The organism is Mycolicibacterium peregrinum (assembly GCF_001665625.1).
GTDB classification, from domain to species: Bacteria; Actinomycetota; Actinomycetes; order Mycobacteriales; family Mycobacteriaceae; genus Mycobacterium; species Mycobacterium peregrinum_B.
Map to the genome: position 1 here is coordinate 90,838 of NZ_LZSY01000021.1, position 22,381 is coordinate 113,218.

Sequence of the window (22,381 nt, forward strand, 5' to 3'; positions counted from 1 at the left end):
CTGCGCTGCCGCCAGTCGGAGAGAACTGCCGCCGAAATGCCGCCGGGTACCCTGAACATTCGTGGATCCAGACCGCCAAGCCGCCGTAGCCGCACTCGACACCACCCTGACGACCGTGGAGCGGGTGCTCGACATCGATGGCCTGCGCCAGCGGATCGACATGCTCGAGCAGCAGGCCTCCGATCCGAACCTCTGGGACGACCAGTCGCGCGCCCAGAAGGTCACCAGTGAGCTCTCGCACGCGCAGAGTGAATTGCGCCGGGTGCAGGACCTGCGTCAGCGTGTCGACGACCTGCCGGTGCTGTTCGAGCTCGCCGCCGAAGAGGGTGGTGAAGAAGAAGTCGCCGAGGCCGACGCCGAACTCGCCAAGCTTCGCGAGGAGATCGAGACCCTCGAGGTCCGCACCCTGCTCTCCGGTGAATACGACGAGCGCGAGGCCGTCGTCACCATCCGCTCCGGCGCCGGTGGCGTCGACGCAGCGGACTGGGCCGAGATGCTGATGCGGATGTACATCCGCTGGGCCGAGAAGCACGACTACCCGGTCGAGGTGTTCGACACGTCCTACGCCGAGGAAGCCGGGATCAAGAGCGCGACCTTCGCCGTGCACGCCCCGTTCGCCTACGGCACCCTCTCGGTGGAGCAGGGCACCCACCGGCTGGTGCGGATCAGCCCCTTCGACAACCAGAGCCGCCGCCAGACGTCGTTCGCCGACGTCGAGGTGCTCCCGGTGGTGGAAACCACCGACCACATCGAGATCCCCGAAGGCGACCTACGCGTCGACGTGTACCGCTCCAGCGGTCCCGGCGGGCAGTCGGTCAACACCACCGACTCCGCCGTCCGGCTCACCCACATCCCCACCGGCATCGTGGTGACCTGTCAGAACGAGAAGTCGCAGCTGCAGAACAAGGTCGCGGCGATGCGCGTGCTGCAGGCCCGGCTGCTGGAACGCAAGCGTTTGGAGGAGCGCGCCGAGATGGATGCGCTCAAGGGCGACGGCGGCAGCTCGTGGGGCAACCAGATGCGGTCCTATGTTCTGCACCCCTATCAGATGGTGAAAGATCTGCGCACCGAGTACGAGGTCGGAAACCCGGCCACCGTGCTGGATGGAGACATCGACGGATTCCTGGAAGCAGGGATCAGATGGCGCAACAGAAAAGATGAAGACGACTGATTGACGATGACTGATACCGTGCTCGCCCTTCCTCTCGCCGACCGCTGGCACGATTTCTGGGTCGGCGAGATCGGCGTGTGGATCCTGACCACCGGACTGCACATCGCCCTGTTGTTGATCGGCGGCCTGCTCGCCGCGCGGTTCATCAACTGGGCCGCGCAGCGGGTGGTGCGCCGGATCGACGCCGAATATCAGGAGAGCGACCAGCTGGTGCGCTCGGAGAGCGCCAAGCACCGGCAGGCTGTCGCCTCGGTGATCTCCTGGGTGTCGGTGGCGGTCCTGTTCATCATCGTGCTCGTCGAGGTCACCGATGCGCTCGCGGTACCGATCGCCTCCCTGGTCGCCCCGGCTGCGGTGCTCGGTGCCGCCCTCGGTTTCGGCGCGCAACGGATCGTGCAGGATCTGCTCGCCGGTTTCTTCATCATCACAGAGAAGCAGTACGGGTTCGGTGATCTGGTCCGACTGACCATCGCTGCGGCCAATGAGGCCGAGGGCACGGTCGAGGACGTCACGTTGCGGGTCACCAAGCTGCGGTCCTCCGAAGGCGAGATGTACACCGTGCCCAACGGGCAGATCGTCAAGGCGCTGAACCTGTCCAAGGACTGGGCACGGTCGGTCGTCGACATACCGATACCGTCCACGGTCGATCTCAACATGGTCAACGACGTGCTCAACGATGTCGCCGAGAAGGCCGCCGAAGACGGCGAGCTGTCCAAGCTGCTGCTCGACAAGCCGCAATTGATGGGCATCGAGAGCCTCGGAGTCGACACCGTGAACTTGCGGATGGTCGCCCGTACCCTGCCGGGCAAACAGTTCGAGGTGGGCAGGCGGTTGCGAATACGGGTTGTGCGCGCGCTGCGCCGGGCCGGTGTGGCCTCGTCAGGCGCGTCGGTCGCCGCCGCCGGGGACGTCATCCATCCGGCAGCCGTCGCCGAGACGGTCGCCGCGCCTCCGGCATCGGCTCAGGAGTCGAAGAAGTGAAACCCGACTTCACCAAGCTGACCGACGCGGCCAACAGACTCTGGCGCAGCAGGCTGGGTCGGGTTCGCACCTCGACGGTGGTGCTGATCGTGGCGTTCATCGCGCTGTCGTGGTTGCAGCAGGAGTACCGGCCCAAGCAGACCGCGCCGCAGTCGCCTGACACCCAGGTGGTCCCGCCTGGGTTCGTGCCCGATCCCGACTACACCTGGGTGCCGCGCACCAAGCTGCAGACCCCTCGTTCGACGACGCCGACGACGGAGACGGAGACGCCGGAGACGACCGAGACGACCACACCGACGACGACGGAGACCACCACTCCGACCGAGCCGGTGCCCGGAGAGTCGACCAGTACCACCACCACGCCCTCACCGGGTGCTCCGCGGACGACGGTGTTCGATCCGGACGGTCCGGGACTGCTCCCGCCCATCACGTTGCCATTGGGGCCTGCGCCTGCGCCGGCCCCGCCTGCCGAGCAGCCGCTACCCGGCCAGGAGTCGGTGGCCCCGACATTGCCGCGATAGCCTGACCTGCCGGATAGTTCCGCCCCGCTACACTGGCGTGCCGTGATGATCACCCTCGACCGCGTGACGAAGCACTACAAGTCTTCGGCGCGCCCAGCGCTCGATGACGTCTCGTTGAAAATCGACAAGGGTGAGTTCGTCTTCCTGATCGGCCCGTCGGGTTCGGGCAAGTCGACGTTCATGCGACTGCTGTTGGCAGCCGAGACGCCCACCTCCGGTGACATCCGGGTGTCGAAGTTTCACGTCAACAAGCTCGCCGGCCGGCACGTGCCGAGCCTGCGTCAGGTCATCGGCTGCGTGTTCCAGGACTTCCGCCTGTTACAGCAGAAGACGGTGTTTGAGAACGTGGCGTTCGCGCTCGAGGTGATCGGCAAGCGTGGCGAGGTGATCAACCGGGTGGTCCCGGATGTGCTGGAGATGGTCGGCCTGTCCGGCAAGGCCAATCGGTTGCCGAGCGAACTGTCCGGTGGCGAGCAGCAGCGCGTCGCCATCGCGCGGGCCTTCGTCAACCGCCCACTGGTCCTGATCGCCGACGAGCCCACCGGAAACTTGGATCCGGAGACCAGCAAGGACATCATGGACCTGCTGGAACGGATCAACCGGACCGGCACCACGGTGCTGATGGCCACCCACGACCATCACATCGTCGACTCCATGCGCCAACGGGTCGTCGAACTCGAACTCGGCCGGCTGATCCGTGATGAGCAGCGCGGCGTCTACGGAATGGATCGCTAAGTGCGCTTCGGCTTTCTTGTCAATGAAGTTCTGACCGGACTTCGTCGCAACGTCACGATGACGGTGGCGATGATCCTGACCACCGCCATCTCCATCGGCCTGTTCGGTGGCGGTCTGCTGGTGGTGCGGTTGGCCGATCAGTCCCGCGACATCTACCTGGACCGCGTCGAGAGCCAGGTGTTCCTGACCGACGACATCTCGGCCAACGACCCGAACTGCGACGAAGAAGCGTGCAAGGCGCTGTACCGCATGATCGACGACCGCGACGACGTGCGCTCGTTGAGCTTCCTCAATCGCGAGCAGGCCTACGACGATGCGATCAAGAAGTTCCCGCAATACAAGGATGTCGCGGGCAAGGACGCGTTCCCGGCGTCGTTCATCGTCAAGCTCAACGACCCTGAGCAGCACGAGGCATTCGACAAGGCAATGCAGGGTCAGCCCGGTGTGCTCAACGTGCTCAACCAGAAGGACCTGATCGACCGGCTGTTCGCCGTGCTCGACGGGCTCAGTAGCGTCGCGTTCGCGGTGGCGCTGGTGCAGGCGGTCGGTGCGGTGCTGCTGATCGCCAACATGGTCCAGGTGGCCGCGTATACGCGGCGCACCGAGATCGGCATCATGCGCCTGGTCGGTGCGACCCGCTGGTACACCCAGTTGCCGTTCCTCGTGGAGGCGATGATCGCGGCCTTGATCGGTGTGGTGATCGCCATCGTGGGCCTGATAGTCGTGCGAGCGGTGTTCCTCGAGAAGGCGCTCGACCAGTTTTATCAGTCGAATTTGATTGCCAGGGTCGACTACGCTGACGTGCTCTACTTCAGCGCACCATGGATGCTGTTCCTCGGCTTGGCGATGTCCGGGATTACCGCGTACGTGACGCTGCGGCTCTACATACGAAGGTAGTCGTGAACTAGTGGCGACCAAGAAGTCCAGCCCCGCCGGCAATAAGCAGATTGTGGCCAGCAATCGCAAGGCGCGGCACAACTACATGATCCTCGATACCTATGAGGCGGGCATCGCGCTCATGGGTACCGAGGTCAAGAGTCTGCGTGAAGGCCAGGCCTCGCTGGCGGACGCGTTCGCCACCGTCGACGACGGTGAGATCTGGCTGCGCAACGTGCACATCGCCGAGTACCACCACGGCACCTGGACCAACCACGCGCCGCGGCGCAACCGCAAACTGCTGTTGCACCGCAAGGAGATCGACAACCTGATCGGCAAGATCCGCGACGGCAACCTCACGCTCGTGCCGTTGTCGATGTACTTCTCCGACGGCAAAGTCAAGGTCGAGCTGGCGTTGGCCCGCGGCAAGCAGGCCCACGACAAACGCCACGATCTCGCCAAGCGTGACGCCGACCGCGAGATCACCCGCGAGTTGGGCCGCCGCGCCAAGGGCATGTCGTAGTTCGTTGCACCGCGAGCGTGCGCGTCTGGTGCCCGACACGCCGTATTTGGTGGGCAATTTGCGCGCGCTCGGCGGTCGCGGCCGACACGAAGACTCGCCGGAATAATCACTTGGCGTTCGCCGTTGGGTCTGGCGTACCATTGACTGTCCTGCCGAGATTCGGCAGGGATGCGAGGGGCTGATCGGTTTCGACTTCGCGCATCGAATCAAGGGAAGCGTGCCGGTGCAGGCAAGAGACCACCGTAAGCGTCGTTGCAACCAATTAAGCGCCGATTCCAATCAGCGCGACTACGCACTCGCTGCCTAAGCGACTGCGTGTCTGTCAGACCGGGAGCGCCCTCGGCCCGGACCCTGGCATCAGCTAGAGGGACCCACCCACGGGTTCGGTCGCGGAACCCGTGGGGACATCAAACAGCGACTGGGATCGTCATCTCGGCTTGTTCGCGTGACTGAGAGATCCGAGTAGAGGCACAGCGAACTGCGCACGGAGAAGCCTCGAGGACATGCCGTAGGACCCGGGTTCAATTCCCGGCAGCTCCACCAGTAGTACCCAGATAACTTCATATTCGAGACCTCCTTGCCGACAGCAAAAAGTGTCATACCCGTGGAGTACCACTGGATGCACAGTCGGCAAGGAGGTCTCTGTATGCGGATAGTCGTCGTCCAGAGAAGCGCCCATGCGGGCGTAACACTGCGTGCTCCCCAACCTGGATTCTGAGCGCGTCGCGAGGCCCGCCGGGGGTCGGATGTGGGTGACGGTCAGAGGTGCTTGGTGAAGAACGGGATGAGTGCTTCGAGGGCCGGTCCGACCGCTTCGGGCTTGTCGTACAGGTCGTAGTGGGACACGTCCGGGATCACGAGGAGTTCCTTGTCCTGTGAGGCGGCGAGGTCGAAGACGGTGTACGCGTCCCGGTAGGCGCCGAATTCACCTGGTTTGTTACCCACGACGAGCAGTAGCGGCTGTGTCAATAGTTTGTCTGCGAGGTGGTAGGCGTCGAACCAGACCGTGGGTGCCAGGGAGGCGAAGGACCACAGGTTCGTGCCGTGCGGGTGTGCACCTCGCGGTGTCTTGTAATACTCGGTTGCCTCGGCGACATCGATGTGCAGAGGCGGGACGAGCCCCAGCTCCTTCGCCTTCTCAACCGAGGGCGGCAGAGAGCTGTCGAGGCGCTGCTCGCCACCACGAGCCTCGATGGTGCGCTGCGCCGCGATGGCTTCCAGCGTCTTGATGGCCGCGTCCGGGGACATGTCGCCCTGGCGCAGCAACCGGCCCAAGTTGACTCCGGTCACGGTCGCCACCGCTTTGAACCGCCGCTCTGTCATCGCAGCCGCCCAGGTGTAGCCGCCGCCGGCACACATGCCGAACACGCCGATGCGGTTCTCATCGATGTAGTCGAGAGTGACCAGATAGTCGGCCGCACAACGGAAGTCCTCCACGCGCCAGGTCGCATCCTCGAGCTGGCGCGGCTCGCCGCCGCTACCGGCTTGAAATGCCGCGTCGAACGCGAGGACCACGAAGCCGGCCTCGGCGAACGCCTTGCCGTATACGGATCCCGAGGTCTGCTCCTTGCAGCTGCCGACCGGGTGGGCGCTGACGATCGCCGGGTATTTGCGGGCCGGATCGAAATCGGGCGGAAAGTGGATATCTGCCGCTACATCGACATTCTTGTTCTTGAAAGTCACGGTTTCCATGGGGTGACACCTCCTGGGTTGGCGCCTTGGGTACTCGTATCGAAGCTGGCGCAACATGCTCGATGCGAGCTTTGATCGCTCTCCGTATACCCACGCTAACTACCCAGGCAGGGCGTGATGCAGGGTAAAAATCTCTACCCCCTTGTCGGCGCTGCTGTCCTGACACTCTCCCGCGCTGCACCAATACCAGCAGTAGCGTGGTCTAAATGAGCGACCACGCCATCCGCAGCGAACTCGGGCAGTTTCTCAAGTCCCGACGGAATGCGTTGACGCCGGCCGCCGTGGGCCTGCCCGAGGACGGAACACACCGACGTGTCCCGGGACTGCGCCGCGAGGAGGTCGCACAGCTGGCCTCGATCAGCGTCCAGTACTACACCCGGGTGGAGCAAGGTCGACTCTCAGCGTCCGCGCCCGTTCTCACCGTTCTCGCCGAGGTGCTGCGTCTCGCCGATGACCAGCGCAACTATCTGTTCGGACTTGCGGGGAGAAGCAATGCACTTCCACGTCGGGCAGATCAACAAAAGATCCGGCCGCAAACCAGACGACTCCTCGACGCACTGGAATTCCCGGCGATCATTCTCGGCCGCCGCATGGACATCTTGGCCTGGAACCCGCTAGCGGCCGCGCTGCTCACCGACTTCTCCCAGATCCCGGCCAAGCAACGAAACTACGCCCGTCTGGTCTTCTCCGACTCCGAGATGCGATCACGCTACGCAAACTGGGAAAGTGTCGCGCCCGAATGTGTCGCATTCCTGCGCATGGAGGCAGCGCAAACTCCCAACGATCCGCGCTTGAGCGAACTCGTCGGCGAGCTCTCCATCAACGACGCGCACTTCCGCCGATGGTGGGCCGCGCACAACGTCGCATCACAGACCAGCGGCATCAAGAAGATCCGCCACCCTCTCGTGGGTGAACTGATTCTGGACTGGGAAACGCTCACCGTCACCACAGACCCCAGCCAACAGCTCGTCGTCTGGAGCGCAGAACCCGGTACTCCCAGCCACGAAGGCCTGACTTTCCTAGCCTCCTGGGCCGCGCAGGAAGATCAGCAGTCTCACAGCCGCCCGCCGCTATCTGGGCTATTTTTCAGCGAGCCCGGTCTAGCGGAGGACAACGAGACGTGATCAGCAGATCAGCTTCGTCTTGGACGACACTCGATCTCGGCGATGCGGAACTAGCGGCCCACAGATGGCACGGAAGACACTGTGAACATGACAGTTAGCTCCACCGAGAAGATGCAGGTCAGGGATCTAATCCCTGACCTGTTTCTTTTTCTGTCACCACCCTTTCACCACGCAGTCCGGGCCGGCCGGCCCCACACATGAGTCCACTTGTCCTGGTTACGGGTTAGATTGAGGCATGTTTTCTCACCGCAAACGTGGCCCTCAGCAGGGCAGTGCGCGGTCAGGTTGTCGCTGGGTCGGGCTTGGCGCTGCTGCACTTCTCACCTCCGGTATCCCACTCGTCGGTCTGACCGCGCCGCCAATAGCGGCGGCCGCCGACTGCGCCGATGCGGAGGTCGTCTTCGCGCGTGGCACCGACGAGCCGGCCGGTATGGGCCGGGTCGGCGATGCTCTCGTCGATGCGCTGCGCAAGCAGACCGCCGGCATGAAGATCGACTCCTACGGGGTCAACTACAAGGCCAGCAAGCTGCAGTTGCACGGCGGCGACGGCGCCAAAGACGCGATTTCCCACATCAAGTCCACGCTGTCCTCCTGTCCCGACACCAAGATCGTGCTGGGCGGTTATTCGCAGGGCGCGAGTGTGATCAACATCGTGGCCGGCAACCCGCTGGGCAACATCACGTGGGGCGATTCGCTGCCGCGTGAATACGCCGACAACGTCGTGGCGATCACCACCTTCGGTGACGTGGGCACCCGAACCAAGCAATCGATAGCAACCCAGAGCGCACTGTACGGGTCCAAGGCGATCGACCTGTGCAACCCCATGGATCCGATCTGTCACGAGGGCCAGGGCAACGAATGGAGCGGGCACACCGAGGGCTACGTCCCCGTGTACACCACCCAGGCGGCATCATTCATCGCGTCGAAGCTGCTCGCCGGCTCGGGACAGTCGCTGCCCGGGTACGGTCCCGCGCTGCCGGATTACGGTCAGCTGCCTGAGTTCGGCCAGTTGCCAGGGTCCGGTCCGACGCCGGTGTATGGCCCACTGCCGGGCACCGGCCCAGACACGTCGCTGCACGGTCCGCAACCGGGGTACGCCCCAGCGCCGGGGTACAGCCCGGCGACACCCGGATACGGAACGCAGCCACCCGGGTCCGATTCGTCGACACCCGCGCCGTCCGCACCGCCTGCCGGAATCGGGTGGGTCTAGGTAGTCCACGAGGCAAGGGCCGCAGAGATGCGGCCCTTCTTCGTTTTCAGCGCAGAGACGCGTCCCCACCTGCGATCATGGGTAATCGTTCCCTGCGATGAAACGGGGGAGTTGATCGAATTGTCCAGTGCACAACGCGAGTTCTCGGCGTACGGCCCGTCGCACCTGGTGGTGCTGGCGGTGTTCGTCCTCGGCGCGGTGCTGCTGGTCGTGATCGGCCGGCGGCAGACGCAAGCGCAGGCCCGAATCCTTAGCCGTGTCCTGGCGGTTGCGCTCATCGCGGCTTTTCTCGTGGCGTTGGCCTACAAGCTGACCGACCCCACCATCGACAACTCGGTGCCGCTCCAGTTGTGCGACCTGGCCGAACTGGCAGCCGCGTATGCCCTGTGGTCGCAACGGCATTGGGCCTTCGTCCTCACCTATTTCTGGGGCCTGGTCCTGAGTTCACAGGCTTTGATCACGCCGGACATCGGCACGGCAAAAGACGGTGCTCCGGACTTCCCCCATCACCTGTTCCTCACGTTCTTCGCGCTCCACGTGCTCGTCGTGTGGGCGGCCATCTATCTCACCTGGGGGCGAGGGATGCGACCACGGTGGCGTGACTACCGCTTCGCGGTCATCGCGACGCTCGCGTGGGGAGCCGTCACCTTCGCCTTCAACGCGATCACCGGGGCCAATTACGGCTACCTCAACAGGAAGCCGCCCACCGCGTCACTGCTGGATGTGCTGGGCCCCTGGCCGGTGTATCTGCTGGCCGAGGTCGTCATCGTGCTGATCGTGTGGGCGTTGATGACCTGGCCGTGGGAGCGGATGCGGCGTAGCTGTGAGGTAGCTGTCAGTGGACCCGCGAAGTGATTATTGACACTGACACTTTGACAGGCTAGGTATATTACGCGCGACTGCGAATGTGTATCGCTTGCGACCTGTCCCACCGGGCGACAGTGGCCTGATCGAAGGGGCGGGTTGTGCAGACCAAGGCAACGGAAACGAGCACGGGACCGGACAGGTCGGGCATCGCCCGCTTCATCCGCGTGCTGGCCGTGCCGATCCTGCTCGGCTGGGTGGCCCTGACGGTCCTGACGAATGCTCTCGTCCCGCCGCTGGAGAAGGTCGGCGAGGAGCACACCGTCGGTCTGAGTGCCAGAGACGCTCCGGCGATGATCGCCATGCGCAAGATCGGCAGTGACTTCCAGGAGTTCGATTCCGACAGCAACGCCATGGTGGTGCTGGAAGGCGAGCAACCCCTGGGCGACGACGCACACCACTACTACGACGGCATCGTCGACAAGCTCGAGGCCGACACCGCCCACGTGCAACATGTGGCCGACTTCTGGGGCGATCCGCTGACGGCCTCGGGCGCACAGAGCAATGACGGCAAGTCCGCCTACGTCCAGGTCTACCTTCGTGGCAACCAGGGCGAAACGCTGGCCAACGATTCGGTGGCCGCGGTGCGCGACATCGTCAACCAGTCGTCGCCGCCGGCCGGGATCAAGGTGTACGTGACCGGCGGAGCGCCGCTGGTTTCCGATCAGCACCACGCGGGCGACAAGAGCGTCGCGCGGGTCACCGCCATCACGCTCGTGGTGATCGCGGTGATGTTGCTGATCGTCTACCGCTCTATCGCCACCATGATCCTGGTGCTGCTGATGGTCTTCATGGAGCTCGGTGCGGCCCGCGGCATCGTGGCGTTCCTGGCGCACACCGACATCATCGGTTTGTCCACTTTCGCGGTCAATCTCCTGACGTTGATGGTCATCGCGGCGGGAACCGACTATGCGATCTTCGCGATCGGTCGCTATCAAGAGGCGCGTGGCGCCGGTGAAGACCGGGAAACCGCGTACTACACGATGTTCCGCGGTACCTCCCATGTGGTGCTCGGGTCCGGTATGACGATCGCCGGCGCGATGCTGTGTCTGAGCTTCACCCGCCTGCCGTACTTCCAGACCATGGGAGTGCCATGTGCGGTGGGCACATTCGTCGCGGTGATCGCCGCGCTGACGATGGGCCCGGCAGTCATCGTGATCGGCAGCCGGTTCGGGCGTTTCGAGCCCAAACGCAGTATCCGGTCGCGCGGCTGGCGCCGGGTCGGCATCGCGGTGGTCCGGTGGCCCGGCCCGATTCTGGCCGCGACGCTGGGCCTGGCCCTCATCGGCCTGCTCACGCTGCCGGGTTACAAGACCAATTACGACGCCCGCAAGTACCTACCGTCAGATCTGGCCGCCAATGTCGGATATCAGGCTGCCGAACGGCATTTCAGCGCAGCGCGGATGAATCCGGAACTGCTGATGATCGAGACCGACCGCGACCTGCGAAACCCCGCAGACTTCCTCGTCATCGACAAGATCGCCAAGGGGATCGTCCGGGTCCCCGGAGTCTCCCGGGTGCAGGCCATCACCCGACCCAACGGCCGGCCGATCGAGCACACGTCCATCCCGTTCCTGCTCAGCCGCCAGGGCACCACCAACACGATGAACCGGAAGTACAACCAGGACCGGATGGCTGACATGCTGGTTCAGGCCGACGAGATGCAGAAGACCATCGACACGATGGAGCGGATGTCGCAGCTGACCCTGCAGATGGCCGACATCACCCACTCGATGGTCGCCAAGACCAAGACGATGACTCTCGACATTGCCGAATTGCGGGACCATCTGGGCGATTTCGACGACTTCCTGCGTCCACTGCGCAACTACCTCTACTGGGAACCGCACTGCTCCAGCGTTCCGCTGTGCTGGTCGGTCCGGGCGATGTTCGACACCCTCGACGGGATCGACCCCCTGACCGACGACGTCCAGGAACTGGTGCCTGACCTCGAGCACCTCGACACGTTGATGCCGCAGCTGGCCGCGTTGATGCCCGAGCAGATCGAGTCGATGAAGTCCATGAAGACCATGATGCTGACGCAGCGGGCCACCCAGGCCGGCCAGCAGGATCAGATGGCTGCCATGCAAGAGAATTCGACAGCGATGGGGAAGGCCTTCGACGAGGCGCGCAACGACGATACGTTCTATCTTCCGCCGGAAGCCTTCGACAACAAGGACTTCAAGCGCGGCATGAAGAACTTCATCTCACCCGACGGAAAGTCGGTGCGGTTCATCATCAGTCACGAGGGCGATCCCGCGACGCCGGAGGGCGTCAACCATGTGGAGCCGATCAAGCTGGCGGCCAAGGAAGCACTCAAGGGCACGCCGCTGGAGGGTTCCAAGATCTATCTGGCGGGTACCGCGGCCACCTACAAGGACATGAAGGACGGGTCGTTCTACGATCTGATGATCGCCGGAATCGCCGCGGTGTCACTGATTTTCATCATTATGCTGCTGATCACGCGCAGCGTGGTGGCGGCAGCGGTGATCGTCGGCACGGTGCTGCTGTCGCTCGGCGCTTCATTCGGGCTGTCCGTTCTCGTCTGGCAACACCTCCTCGGCCTGGAATTGCACTGGATGGTGTTGGCGATGTCGGTCATCCTGCTGCTGGCAGTCGGGTCCGACTACAACCTGCTGTTGGTGTCCCGCTTCAAGGAAGAGCTGTCCGGTGGCCTGAAGACCGGCATCATCCGGGCGATGGCGGGCACCGGTTCGGTGGTGACCTCGGCGGGTCTGGTGTTCGCCTTCACTATGGCGTCATTCGCGTTCAGTGATCTCAAGGTCATGGCGCAGGTGGGCACCACGATCGCGCTCGGCCTGCTGTTCGACACGCTGATCGTGCGGTCGTTCATGACCCCTGCCATTGCCGCGCTGCTGGGCCGTTGGTTCTGGTGGCCTCAGGTCATCCAGTCGGCAGCGTCGAAGCGACGCCTGGCGTCTCTGCAGCAGGACGGAAACACACAAAGCGCCTACACAGCCCAGACTTAATAAGCGGATCTAACGTAATTGGTGGAAGTCGAAATCGAACACGTCCGCCGCCGCCCCCGCCTCCTGCCTACGGGGCTGGTTGGGGTTATGGCGGATACGGTCCGCCGTCGGTATGTGCCACCGGGCCTTTCCGGTTGGTTCAAGTCTGTAGCTGATCTGCAAACGGAACTGCCCACGTGTGAGCTGAAAGCGCTCGCACGTGGGCAGTTTCGCCTAATTACTTCTTGTTGCCGCCGGGCCGTGGAGGTGGCGGCGGCTTGGCCTTCGTGGTGGGCTCGAACTTGCCGCCCTTTTTCGGATCGAATGTTCCTGCCATGGTGATCCCTCTCGCTCGTTTCGATAGTTCCACCACTTCCCACCGTAGTGCGGAACGCTCGCCCGTGGGGAGTGTTCGTGGGTGCGCCGGGCGGTACCGCGCGGTTGACATCGAATTTCCCGGTCGAAAGCAACACGCCGGGTCGGTTGCGACACGGTCACGGGACGATACCTATCGGTGCATCACTGGTCACATCGACACCATTGATCACTAACGTCACATCAGCCAACTGTGACGTCATGTCGACGTCCCTGCATTGGGAAGGTGTGACATGTCGCGACGTCCTCGAGGTGCTTCGACGATGGCAGCGGCGGCCGCAATAGGACTCGTCGTCGCCGTCGGGGTGGCGCCATCGGCATCGGCCGAACCCTGCGAAGGCGCCGCTGCGGCCGCGCAACCTCTCCCGAACCAGGCCTTCCAGATTCCCAAGCCGTCCCGGCTCGCCCCGCTCAACCGCCCGATCGGGCATATGCCCGCCGGGGCCAACGACCGGGCTCCGCTGCCCAAGCTCGGGCAGTTGCCACTGGCCCTTCTGAAGGCGCTGATGCCGAACTCCGGACAGGTCAGGCAGAAAGCGGCCGTCGTGCCGGCACCCAATCCTGGTGGCGCTCAGCCGGTCCCGAATGCGGCTCAGCCGGCCCCGGTTCCCGCGGCGCCTCAGCCGGCTCCGGCTCCAGCGGCCCAACCAGCCCCGGGTGCGCCTCCTGGCACGTCGATCGTGGGTTGGGTGACCGGTCCCGACAGCCCCAACCAGACGATCAAACGCTTCGCCATCACCGGAACTGACCTCGGAATCATGTGGGACAACGGGGATCCGGTGAACCGGCAGGTGCTGATGGCCTTCGGCGACACCAACGGCTATTGCGGTATTCCCGGCAAACAGTGGCGGTACAACGCGTTGTTCCGCAGTCAGGACGGATCGCTGTCGAATACCGTCGCCGTGCCCGATGGTGTGGTGGCCAACAAGTACTCCGGTTCTCCGGTGTGGCGCCAGGGCATCTCCAAGCAGATCATCAACAGCATCGGCCGGGCGCCAGAGGAGACGGGCATCATCCCGACGGCGGGAATCTCGGTCGGGCGCAATCAATATCTGAACTTCATGTCGATCCGGAACTGGGACAGTCCCGGCGCGTGGTCGACCAACTTCTCGGCGATCGCGATGTCGCCGGACAACGGTGAGAACTGGGGTGTGTACCCCGGGACGATCCGGCCGCCCGGCGGAGGCAACGAGAATTTCCAGATGGGTGCGTTCCTCAAACCGGGTCCCGGTGATCCGTACATCTACACGTTCGGCACGCCGAACGGACGCGGCGGCTCGGCCTATATCGCGCGGGTGGCTCCGGGACTCATCCCGGACCTCACCAAGTACGAGTACTGGAACGCGGACAACAACGCCTGGGTACCGGGCAACCCGGCCGCGGCGACGCCGGTGATCCCTGGTCCCGTGAGCGAGATGTCGGCCCAGTACAACACGTATCTCAAGCAGTACCTGGTGCTGTACGGCAACGGGATGAACGATGTGGTGATGCGGACCGCGCCGGCGCCGCAGGGCCCGTGGGGGCCTGAGCAGTTGATCGCGCCGTCGTCGCAGATCCCTGGCGGCATCTACGCGCCGTATCTGCATCCGTGGTCGACGGGCAAGGAGTTGTACTACAACCTGTCGCTGTGGTCGGCCTACAACGTCATGCTGATGAAGACCGTGTTGCCCTGACCCGGCCGTTGACCGGCCTCAGCGGTGCCAGCAGGGCGTCGAGGCCGTACTCGAACACCGCGTCGTAGTCGGTGGGAGACTGCAGGGCGGCGACGAGCGCCTGATCGGGCCAGTCGGCGGTCCACAGGGACGGATCCTCCTCCTGATGCCGGGGGCCGCGGACCGCCGAGAACTGCATCACCGCGGACGAGATCACGTGCACCTGCACGGCGCGCAGCACCAGTGCGGCCCGTGTTCCGGTGACATTCAGCTCTGCCAGTTCGGCGGCGAGCCGCTGTTGTACGGGCAGGAACAAGGTCGGGGTGCGGTCCCGCTCGTGGGCGATCGCCAGTAGATGCTGGTGCCGGATCAGCAGGCTGCGCTGGTTGCGGGCCAGTGCGGCAATTCGATTCACGGGGCTGTCACCCTGCATGGGCAGGCCGGCCATCTCGGTCAGCAGACGGTCGACCAGACTGTCGAAGAGGGCGTCGCGGCCCCCGACGTGCCAGTAGATGGACGTGACGGCCACGCCGATGCGCTCGGCGAGCCCCCGCATCGAGAACGCTTCCACCCCGTCTTTCTCGATCAGATCGGCTGCCGCATCGAGGATGACGTCGGCGTCGATCGGCTTCGGTTTCGGACTCATTTGCCGGCTTCCGCCTCGGCGATGCGCTCGGCGTCCGGCAGGTCGAGGTAGCGCTCAAGGTTGCGGTGCATGTTGATGATTCTGCGCTCCTCGGCGGACAGGACGAGGTGGGTGAAGCCCGGCTGGTGCAATCCGCGCTGCAGGCCGGTGAGCACGGCGATGTCCTGGCTCATCACCGCGCCGGGGTGCGCCTCCTCGGCGCCCATCCGGACGTCGGTCGGGTTTACCCGCGGAGCATGGGCCGGCATGCGGGCCATCAGCGTCATCACCAGTTGCCCGCGGTCTGGATCCGATCCCGGCAACGACGTCATCACCGTCAGGTGATCGGCACTGGCGAGCAGGGTCAGGTTGGGGAAGATGTTGTACTGGTGCAGGCACATCACCTGATCGGTGCTGGCCCAGCTGATGTCGACGCCGCGTCCTGCTGCGAATTCCCTGATCTGCGAGGCGATCACGTCGGCCACCGACTGGCCGGGGGACTGCCGGTCCGACGGGAACGGGGTGCCCTCGGCGACGCCCATCAGCGCGCCTTGGGTGTACACGTAGGCGTCCCACACCTCTTCGTCGCTCAGCGCGCCGGACAGCCGTGGGCTCGGCACTCCGTACAGCGATTCGGATTTGCCCGTGTGGCCCCAGATCGTCTGGGGTGCGTAGACGTCGTCCATGCACCGGTGCAGCTCGGGATGCAAGGTCTGAACGTGGTAGGTCTCGCTGTACCCGTCGGCGATGGTCTTCCAGTTGGCGTCGACATCGATGGTCATCGTTGCGTAGCAACGGAAGTCGCCGAGCCCGCACCACGCGATGTCTCCGGGGACCGCTTCCAGGTAGTCGGCCAGCGGCATCGCTGCAGGGTCGAGGTTGACGAAGACCAACCGTTCCCAGGTGTCTACCTGCACCGGCGCCAGCGGGAACTCGGACATGTGCACCGACCCGAACCCCTTGCGGTTAGGAATCCGTTTGAGCACACCGGCCAGATCCCAGGTCCAGCCGTGGTAGCCACATTTCAGTTCCCGCAGTGAGGAGCCGGCACCGGTGCACAGGGTGTTGCCGCGGTGGCGGCACGCGTTCTGGAAGGCGCGCAACTCCCCGTCGTCCCCGCGGACGATCAGCACCGAGTAGGGGCCGCAACGGTATTCGAAGTAGTCGCCGGGGTCGGCCACATGATCGACCGTGCAGGCCTGTTGCCACACCCGCGGCCACATCCGTTCCACTTCGAGGCGCGCGAACGCGGGCGAGGTATAGCGTTCGGCCGGCACCCGGGTGGGGCGTGCCGGCGGTTCGCCGATCGCATCAGCCCGCGGGTGTGTGTCAGTTGAGCTGTGGGTCATGGGGCACCTCCCACTGAGAAGGAGAATCTCGGGACGTCGCAATGTAACGGTGTTACATTGCGACCGTAGCGGCCTCCACGCCTCAAGGGAGCAAAAACGTGTTCGATCTCAAAATCACGGGCGGTACGGTCGTCGACGGGACCGGTGCGGACCGGTTCACCGCCGACGTCGCGATCAAGGACGGAAAGATCGTCGAGGTGCATCGGCGCGGCGCCGAAGACCCGGCACTGGCCGGCGACGCCGCCGAAACCATCGACGCCACAGGCAAGATCGTCGCCCCCGGCTTCGTCGACATTCACACCCACTATGACGGCCAGGTCTCCTGGGACGCCGTGCTCGAACCGTCCAGCAACCATGGCGTCACGACCGTGGTGGCCGGCAACTGCGGTGTCGGCTTCGCACCGGTGCGTCCCGGCCAGGAGGAATGGCTGATCTCCCTGATGGAGGGCGTCGAGGACATCCCCGGCACGGCGCTCACCGAGGGCATCACCTGGGGTTGGGAGACGTTCGGCGAATACCTGGACGTGATCGGCAAGCGTGAGCTGGCCGTCGACATGGGCACCCAGATCGCCCACGGCGCCATCCGGGCGTACGCGATGGGGGAGCGCGGCGCCCGCAACGAAGCGGCGACACCTGATGACATCAAGGCCATGGCCAAACTGGTGCAGGAGGCCATCGAAGCTGGAGCGCTTGGCTTTTCATCGTCGCGCACCATCGCGCACACCGCCATGGACGGCGAGCCGGTGCCCGGAACCTTCGCCGCCGAGGACGAGTTGTTCGCGCTGGGCCGGGCCACCGCGGCCGGTGGCGCGGCGGTCTTCGAGCTGGCTCCCCAAGGTGCCGCCGGTGAGGACATCGTCGCACCCAAGAAGGAACTCGACTGGATGCGTCGGCTCGGCGAGGAGATCGACTGTGCGCTGAGCTTCGCCCTGATCCAGGTCGACGCCGACCCCAACCTGTGGCGCGAGCAGCTTGACCTGTCGGCGGCCGCGCACAAAGCGGGTAGCCGGTTGTTCCCTCAGGTGGCGGCGCGGCCATTCGGCATGCTGCTGGGCTTCCCCGGTCACCATGCCTTCACCCACCGCCCGACCTACCGGCGACTGCAGGCCGAATGCACGCGCGAGGAACTCGCCGAGCGGCTCGCCGACCCCAAGGTACGCGCGGCGATCCTGGCCGAGGAAGACCTGCCGATCGATCCCAGCAAGCTCTTCGACGGCATGTTCATGCTGGCGCAGAATGCGGCAAACCGCCTGTACCACATCGGTGAACCGCCGGATTACGAGCCGACCGACGAGCGCACCGTCGCGGCGATCGCCAAGCAGCGCGGCATGGACCCGCTGGCCGCGATGTATGACCTGATGCTCGAGGCCGATGCCGGTGCCATGTTGATGTACCCCATGTTCAACTACTCCGACGGCAATCACGATGCGATCCGCGAGATGCTGACGCATCCGGCCGGCGTGCTGGGTCTGTCCGACGGCGGCGCGCACTGCAGCATGATCTGCGACGCCTCGTACCCGACGTTCCTGCTGACGCACTGGGCCCGTGACCGTCATCGTGGCGAGAAGCTGCCGCTGGAGTACGTGATCCGCAAGCAGTCGCACGACACCGCGCAGCTCTACGGTATGTCGGACCGCGGCGTGATCAGTGTGGGCAAGAAGGCCGACGTCAACGTGATCGACCTGGATGGCCTGACCTTGCATGCGCCGAGAATGGCCTATGACCTGCCTGCCGGCGGAAAACGGTTGGTGCAGGGGGCAAGCGGTTACGACGCGACGATCGTCAGCGGGACGGTCACCCGCAGGCACGGGGTGGACACCGGGGCCCGTCCGGGTCGTCTGGTGCGTGGGACCCGCTGATCAGTAGGGTCTTTCGTCATGGCGGATTTCCGTTACGACCCGCGTCAGCGCCCGGCCCAGCCTGCGGCGCCGGCCGCTGACGCGTTCAGAATCCACACTGCCGCTGTCGCCGAAGGGGTTTCGCTGGCGTACGTCCGCGAGGGCGTCGGCGGTGTGCCCCTGCTGCTGGTGCACGGGTACCCCGAGACGAAGCGGATCTGGTGGCGCAACATCGAGGCCTTGGCCGCAGCCGGCTTCGAGGTCATCGTCCCGGACCTGCGCGGCATGGGCGACAGTGCGATCCCGCCCGACGATCAGCACGACATCGTCACGTACTCCCGCGACCTGTATGCGTTGGTCCACGACCAACTGGGCCACGAGTCCTGCCTGATCGCGGCCAGCGATGTCGGAGCCGTCGTCAGCACCGACCTGATCCACCGGTATCCCGGATTCGTCACTCACTTCTGTGTTTTCAACACCGTGCCGCCCATGGGAGTCGACTACTCGGGAATCGGCACCCAACATCCGGGGTTCGTCGGCGGCGCAGCCGATCCCACCGGTGACTACCGCTGGATGCAGGGCGCCTTCCCCGACCAGCTCGCCGCGATGCTGCCCACTCCGGAAGCTCGCAGGCAGTGGGTGGCGGCGATGTATACCAACCGGCTGTGGGGCTCGGCCTACGCGTTCACCCAGTCCGAGGTGGACTTCATGACCGAGCCGTTCGCCGACGAAGCGCGGCTACGGGCGGGGTGGGCGTCGTATCAACTCGCCTACGGCCGCGCCATGGCCGAGATCCCGCTGATGGCTGCGGTCGAGGTGCCCACCCTGGTGCTGTACGGACCCGAAGATCATGTGGTCGGCGAGGATTTCGTGCCCCGCACCGAGCGGGCGTTTCTCAATCGCATTGGGCCGCTGGTGGTTCCGGGTGCCGGCCACTTCCTGCAGTGGGAGCGCGCCGATATCTTCAACCGGTTGATCCCGGCGGTGTTCGGCGAGGTCATTGCGCGCCATCGGTCGGCTGAGCCAGAATTGCGCCGCCCAGCCAGCGTCTGAGGAAGCGCCGCAGTTCTTCTCGGCTGCGGCCGGGTTCGTTGGGGGCGATGAAGAAGGACAGCATCGTGCGCAGGGTGAATTCCACGAGCTCGCGCAGCGCGGATTCGTCGTATCCGTACTTCGCCCAGTCGACGTCGAACCGGGTGATCATCCGCATGCCGAAGGCCTGACCTTCGCCGGAGGCGACGTTGACCGAACTCGCGGCGGCCTGCGGTCCGGACAGCATGATCCGCAGATGCGGTATCCGGGTGACTTCCTCCAGGGTGAACATGACGCCCTCGGTCATCGCCTCGGCGGGATCGGTGATCCCTCGCACGCTTTCGGCGAGCCGGTCGAGAAAGCCTTCCACCGAGGCGATCGCGGCCGCGTGCATCAGTGCTTCGGCGGTGGGGAAGTAGCGGTACACGGTCTGGCGGATGACGCCGAGTGATGCCGCGACGTCGGCGATGCTGATCCCGGTCCCCGTCTCGGCGATCAGCTGCACAGCGGCGGCCACGATGCGTTCGGAGGCTTCCTCGTCGCTGCCGGGCGGTCGCCCGTCCCACCCGCGCCTACGCGCCACGGTCCGGATTCCTGGCCAGCCACATTCCTGCAGGATATCGCCACCCGCCGTTGACGGGCCGCAGCCGCGTGTAGTAATCATACAAAGACGGCGTTGTTTGTATGATTACTTTGGACGAGCTGAGGTGGCACCGATGACGGATCTGATCGTGCGGAAGATGAGGTTCGCGTTCGCGGACCACCGCGTCCCCTTCCTGTGGAACGAGACCAACCCGGCGTTCTCGTCGATGGCCAACGCGGTGTCGTTCCTGGCCATTGCCTTCGAGAAGATGATCGGCCACATGATCACCGAGGCCATGCCATTCATCACCGACCCGGAGGTGGCCGAGGAGGCTCAGGCCTTCGTCCGGCAGGAGGGCCAGCACGCGATGGCCCACCGCCAGCACGCCAAGGGCCTGATCAAGACCTACCCGGGTCTCAAGGAGACCCTCGACGACGTGGTCAAGGCATTCGACGACCTGACTGCCGAGACGCCGCTGAAATACCGGCTGGCCTACACCGCCGACCTGGAGGCGACGTTCACCCCGGTGTTCAAGCTGATGCTCGACCATGACGACACGCTGTTCGCTCCGGGGGACGACCGGGTGGCCTCACTGTTCCTGTGGCACTTCGTCGAAGAGGTCGAGCACCGCAGCTCGGCGTTGATCATCTATGACGCGGTGGCCGACGATCCGTGGTACCGGATGCGGGTCGCGCCGTCGATCTTCAAACACGTCTGGGCGGTGCTCAAGATCGCCACCGAAGGCTTCAACAAGCACGTTCCGCTGGAAGAGCGCCAGATCGACGCGGTGTCGATGTTCGGTATGCAGGCGCGGAGAAAGGCTCTGCTGCAAAAGCTTCCGTTCACCAAGACCCCGTATGACGGGCCGGTCGCGAACGCGTTCGCGCATCTGCCGGTGCGCGAGATGCTGACCGCCCTGACCGGTGTCGTGCGCAGCCAGGTCCCGGGCCACAATCCGGCCCACGAGAAACTGCCGGCATTGGCCGACGAGTGGTTCCAGCGCTACGAGGACGGCTACGAGGTCACCCAGTGGTACACCGCAGGTGATGCCACGGCGCAGAAAGCGAGCACGGCCGATGTCTGATCTGTGTACTCCGACATTCTCGGGTTTGGCGCAGCGCCTGGGCTTTTCATGTGACACCGCAGGCGGTCTGGTCGAGTTCCGCAACCCGTTCGGGCTGGAGAACTGGACGCTGCCGGTGCTCGAGCTCACCGTGATCGTCGGGGCGGTGCTGGCCCTGGTGTACGCAATCGTGCGGCTGCGCCGGCACAACGATCCGACCAACCTGGTGCTCTGGTTCGGCGCCATCGCGTACCTGCTGATCATCGAACCGCCGCTGTATTTCCCCGGCGCATTCGGGATCGCCGAGCACGTCGACACGATGTTCGCGCACAACGTGTTCACCGTCGACTTCCTGTGGGGCCGGCTGCCGCTCTACATCGTCGCGATCTATCCGATGATGGCGACGGTGGCCTACGAGATCGTCCGGATCCTCGGGGTCTTCCGCCGCCGCGGTGTGCTCATCGGTGCGATTTGCGTCGGGTTCGTCCACCACGCGTTCTACGAGATCTTCGACCACATCGGGCCGCAGCTCCGGTGGTGGGAGTGGACGCTGGATCATCCGATGAACCAGCCGTTCTTCGATTCGGTACCGCTGCCCAGCGTCGTGGTGTTCGCTGCGCTGTGGCCGATGTCGCTGGCGTTCTGTGTGCAGCTGTTCGTCGGCCGGCACGTCCAGGACGGCAAGACCTTCACCGGGCTGCAGATCGTGGGACGCACCATCGTCGTCGGTGTCCTGGCTTCGATCGGAACCGCCGTGCTGCCCCTGCCGGCCACCGTGGGTACGTCGATCTCGGGGAGTACCACGGTCGGTGGGTTCATCTACGCCGCCGAACTCGTGGTGCTCGTCCTGGTGGCGATCCCGGTGCTGTTCGGTCAATGGTCGAGCCTGCGCAAGGACCGCGATCCTGCGACCGTGCGGTACTCCAATCCGCTCATCCTGCGCTACGCGGCGGTGTACCTGGCCGTCATGACCGTCCTGTGGCTGACGGCCCTGCCGGCCTACTTCGGCGCTGTCGACGGCCTCACCGCTGCGGGCGACCCCACCGGGAGCCTCTGGTACACAGTGGCCTGCCTGGTGACCGCGGCTCTGTCGATTTCGGCAGCGGCCACTGCAAATCCTGCTGACCTGCAACAAAAGCCGGACGCGGTGGCGCCGGCGGTGGCAGCGAACCAGGAATGAGGAGCGAACCCACAGGCGTGC

19 protein-coding genes and 1 other RNA gene are annotated in these 22,381 nt (G+C 64.8%); 16 read left to right on the forward strand and 4 right to left on the reverse strand.

The window, feature by feature from the left end:
* The first annotated feature begins 61 nt into the window (after positions 1–61).
* The 7 genes from prfB (at position 62) to ssrA (ending at position 5,350) form a co-directional block, all read left to right on the forward strand.
* Entirely contained in the window at positions 62–1,171 is a 1,110-nt protein-coding gene (gene prfB / locus A5779_RS03480) for a peptide chain release factor 2 (protein ID WP_064878984.1), read from the forward strand.
* A 6-nt stretch (positions 1,172–1,177) separates the two neighbouring features.
* Positions 1,178–2,152, forward strand: a complete 975-nt coding sequence (locus A5779_RS03485) for a mechanosensitive ion channel family protein (RefSeq protein WP_064878987.1) — start codon at positions 1,178–1,180, stop codon at positions 2,150–2,152.
* Complete coding sequence (locus A5779_RS03490) at positions 2,149–2,673, forward strand: Rv3103c family proline-rich protein (RefSeq protein ID WP_064878990.1); 525 nt, start codon at positions 2,149–2,151, stop codon at positions 2,671–2,673. Before A5779_RS03485 ends, A5779_RS03490 begins: the two co-directional genes overlap by 4 nt.
* Before the next feature lie 45 nt (positions 2,674–2,718).
* Positions 2,719–3,408, forward strand: a complete 690-nt coding sequence (ftsE, locus tag A5779_RS03495) for a cell division ATP-binding protein FtsE (RefSeq protein ID WP_055112280.1) — start codon at positions 2,719–2,721, stop codon at positions 3,406–3,408.
* On the forward strand, positions 3,409–4,305 hold the full coding sequence (gene ftsX, locus A5779_RS03500) for a permease-like cell division protein FtsX (protein ID WP_064878993.1): 897 nt from the start codon (positions 3,409–3,411) through the stop codon (positions 4,303–4,305).
* Positions 4,306–4,315: 10 nt separating this feature from the next.
* Positions 4,316–4,807: an SsrA-binding protein SmpB gene (smpB, locus tag A5779_RS03505; RefSeq protein WP_064878994.1), complete on the forward strand. Its 492-nt coding sequence runs from the start codon at positions 4,316–4,318 to the stop codon at positions 4,805–4,807.
* 174 nt (positions 4,808–4,981) lie between these two features.
* Positions 4,982–5,350, forward strand: a transfer-messenger RNA (tmRNA) gene (ssrA, locus tag A5779_RS03510).
* A gap of 216 nt (positions 5,351–5,566) precedes the next feature.
* Here ssrA and A5779_RS03515 read toward each other — a convergent pair.
* Positions 5,567–6,499, reverse strand: coding sequence for an alpha/beta hydrolase (locus A5779_RS03515; RefSeq protein WP_064878997.1), 933 nt, complete (start codon positions 6,497–6,499; stop codon positions 5,567–5,569).
* 206 nt (positions 6,500–6,705) lie between these two features.
* On the opposite strand from A5779_RS03515, the gene A5779_RS03520 reads away from it, so the two are divergent.
* The 5 genes from A5779_RS03520 (at position 6,706) to A5779_RS03540 (ending at position 14,711) form a co-directional block, all read left to right on the forward strand.
* A complete protein-coding gene (locus A5779_RS03520) occupies positions 6,706–7,623 on the forward strand; it encodes a helix-turn-helix domain-containing protein (RefSeq protein ID WP_064878999.1) in 918 nt (305 codons plus the stop codon).
* A gap of 235 nt (positions 7,624–7,858) precedes the next feature.
* Positions 7,859–8,833, forward strand: coding sequence for a cutinase family protein (locus tag A5779_RS03525; protein WP_064879001.1), 975 nt, complete (start codon positions 7,859–7,861; stop codon positions 8,831–8,833).
* A 120-nt stretch (positions 8,834–8,953) separates the two neighbouring features.
* Positions 8,954–9,688 carry a YwaF family protein gene (locus tag A5779_RS03530; protein WP_064879146.1) on the forward strand — a complete coding sequence of 245 codons (735 nt, stop codon included), beginning with the start codon at positions 8,954–8,956 and terminating at the stop codon, positions 9,686–9,688.
* A gap of 110 nt (positions 9,689–9,798) precedes the next feature.
* Positions 9,799–12,684 carry an MMPL/RND family transporter gene (locus tag A5779_RS03535; RefSeq protein ID WP_064879004.1) on the forward strand — a complete coding sequence of 962 codons (2,886 nt, stop codon included), beginning with the start codon at positions 9,799–9,801 and terminating at the stop codon, positions 12,682–12,684.
* Positions 12,685–13,301: 617 nt separating this feature from the next.
* Positions 13,302–14,711, forward strand: coding sequence for a glycoside hydrolase family 183 protein (locus A5779_RS03540; protein WP_082448917.1), 1,410 nt, complete (start codon positions 13,302–13,304; stop codon positions 14,709–14,711).
* Here A5779_RS03540 and A5779_RS03545 read toward each other — a convergent pair.
* Both A5779_RS03545 and A5779_RS03550 read right to left on the reverse strand, forming a co-directional pair.
* Positions 14,683–15,336 carry a TetR/AcrR family transcriptional regulator gene (locus A5779_RS03545; RefSeq protein ID WP_064879007.1) on the reverse strand — a complete coding sequence of 218 codons (654 nt, stop codon included), beginning with the start codon at positions 15,334–15,336 and terminating at the stop codon, positions 14,683–14,685. The two genes, A5779_RS03540 and A5779_RS03545, sit on opposite strands and share 29 nt — an antisense overlap.
* Positions 15,333–16,664, reverse strand: coding sequence for an aromatic ring-hydroxylating oxygenase subunit alpha (locus A5779_RS03550; RefSeq protein WP_064879009.1), 1,332 nt, complete (start codon positions 16,662–16,664; stop codon positions 15,333–15,335). The genes A5779_RS03545 and A5779_RS03550 overlap by 4 nt, the downstream gene beginning before the upstream one ends.
* Before the next feature lie 98 nt (positions 16,665–16,762).
* Between A5779_RS03550 and A5779_RS03555 the strand changes: the two genes are divergently transcribed.
* Together A5779_RS03555 and A5779_RS03560 are read left to right on the forward strand one after the other, a co-directional pair.
* Positions 16,763–18,523: an N-acyl-D-amino-acid deacylase family protein gene (locus tag A5779_RS03555; RefSeq protein ID WP_064879012.1), complete on the forward strand. Its 1,761-nt coding sequence runs from the start codon at positions 16,763–16,765 to the stop codon at positions 18,521–18,523.
* A gap of 18 nt (positions 18,524–18,541) precedes the next feature.
* Positions 18,542–19,555 carry an alpha/beta fold hydrolase gene (locus A5779_RS03560; RefSeq protein ID WP_064879015.1) on the forward strand — a complete coding sequence of 338 codons (1,014 nt, stop codon included), beginning with the start codon at positions 18,542–18,544 and terminating at the stop codon, positions 19,553–19,555.
* On the opposite strand, the gene A5779_RS03565 is transcribed toward A5779_RS03560, so the two are convergent.
* On the reverse strand, positions 19,500–20,117 hold the full coding sequence (locus tag A5779_RS03565; protein WP_064879018.1) for a TetR/AcrR family transcriptional regulator: 618 nt from the start codon (positions 20,115–20,117) through the stop codon (positions 19,500–19,502). The two genes, A5779_RS03560 and A5779_RS03565, sit on opposite strands and share 56 nt — an antisense overlap.
* 133 nt (positions 20,118–20,250) lie before the next feature.
* Here A5779_RS03565 and A5779_RS03570 point away from each other — a divergent pair, with 133 nt between their 5' ends.
* Positions 20,251–21,201, forward strand: coding sequence for a metal-dependent hydrolase (locus A5779_RS03570; protein WP_064879147.1), 951 nt, complete (start codon positions 20,251–20,253; stop codon positions 21,199–21,201).
* The gene (locus A5779_RS03575) at positions 21,194–22,360 is read left to right on the forward strand and encodes a hypothetical protein (RefSeq protein WP_064879021.1); all 1,167 of its coding nucleotides are present in this window, start codon (positions 21,194–21,196) and stop codon (positions 22,358–22,360) included. The genes A5779_RS03570 and A5779_RS03575 overlap by 8 nt, the downstream gene beginning before the upstream one ends.
* Positions 22,361–22,381: the final 21 nt, after the last annotated feature.

Bases quoted from the DNA above. Each gene is read 5' to 3' on its own strand.
- A5779_RS03485 (WP_064878987.1), top strand. From the start codon at position 1,178: ATGACTGATACCGTGCTCGCCCTTCCTCTCGCCGACCGCTGGCACGAT.
- ftsE (WP_055112280.1), top strand. From the start codon at position 2,719: ATGATCACCCTCGACCGCGTGACGAAGCACTACAAGTCTTCGGCGCGC.
- A5779_RS03515 (WP_064878997.1), bottom strand. From the start codon at position 6,499: ATGGAAACCGTGACTTTCAAGAACAAGAATGTCGATGTAGCGGCAGAT.
- A5779_RS03520 (WP_064878999.1), top strand. From the start codon at position 6,706: ATGAGCGACCACGCCATCCGCAGCGAACTCGGGCAGTTTCTCAAGTCC.
- A5779_RS03525 (WP_064879001.1), top strand. From the start codon at position 7,859: ATGTTTTCTCACCGCAAACGTGGCCCTCAGCAGGGCAGTGCGCGGTCA.
- A5779_RS03540 (WP_082448917.1), top strand. From the start codon at position 13,302: ATGGCAGCGGCGGCCGCAATAGGACTCGTCGTCGCCGTCGGGGTGGCG.
- A5779_RS03545 (WP_064879007.1), bottom strand. From the start codon at position 15,336: ATGAGTCCGAAACCGAAGCCGATCGACGCCGACGTCATCCTCGATGCG.
- A5779_RS03550 (WP_064879009.1), bottom strand. From the start codon at position 16,664: ATGACCCACAGCTCAACTGACACACACCCGCGGGCTGATGCGATCGGC.
- A5779_RS03560 (WP_064879015.1), top strand. From the start codon at position 18,542: ATGGCGGATTTCCGTTACGACCCGCGTCAGCGCCCGGCCCAGCCTGCG.
- A5779_RS03570 (WP_064879147.1), top strand. From the start codon at position 20,251: ATGACGGATCTGATCGTGCGGAAGATGAGGTTCGCGTTCGCGGACCAC.
- A5779_RS03575 (WP_064879021.1), top strand. From the start codon at position 21,194: ATGTCTGATCTGTGTACTCCGACATTCTCGGGTTTGGCGCAGCGCCTG.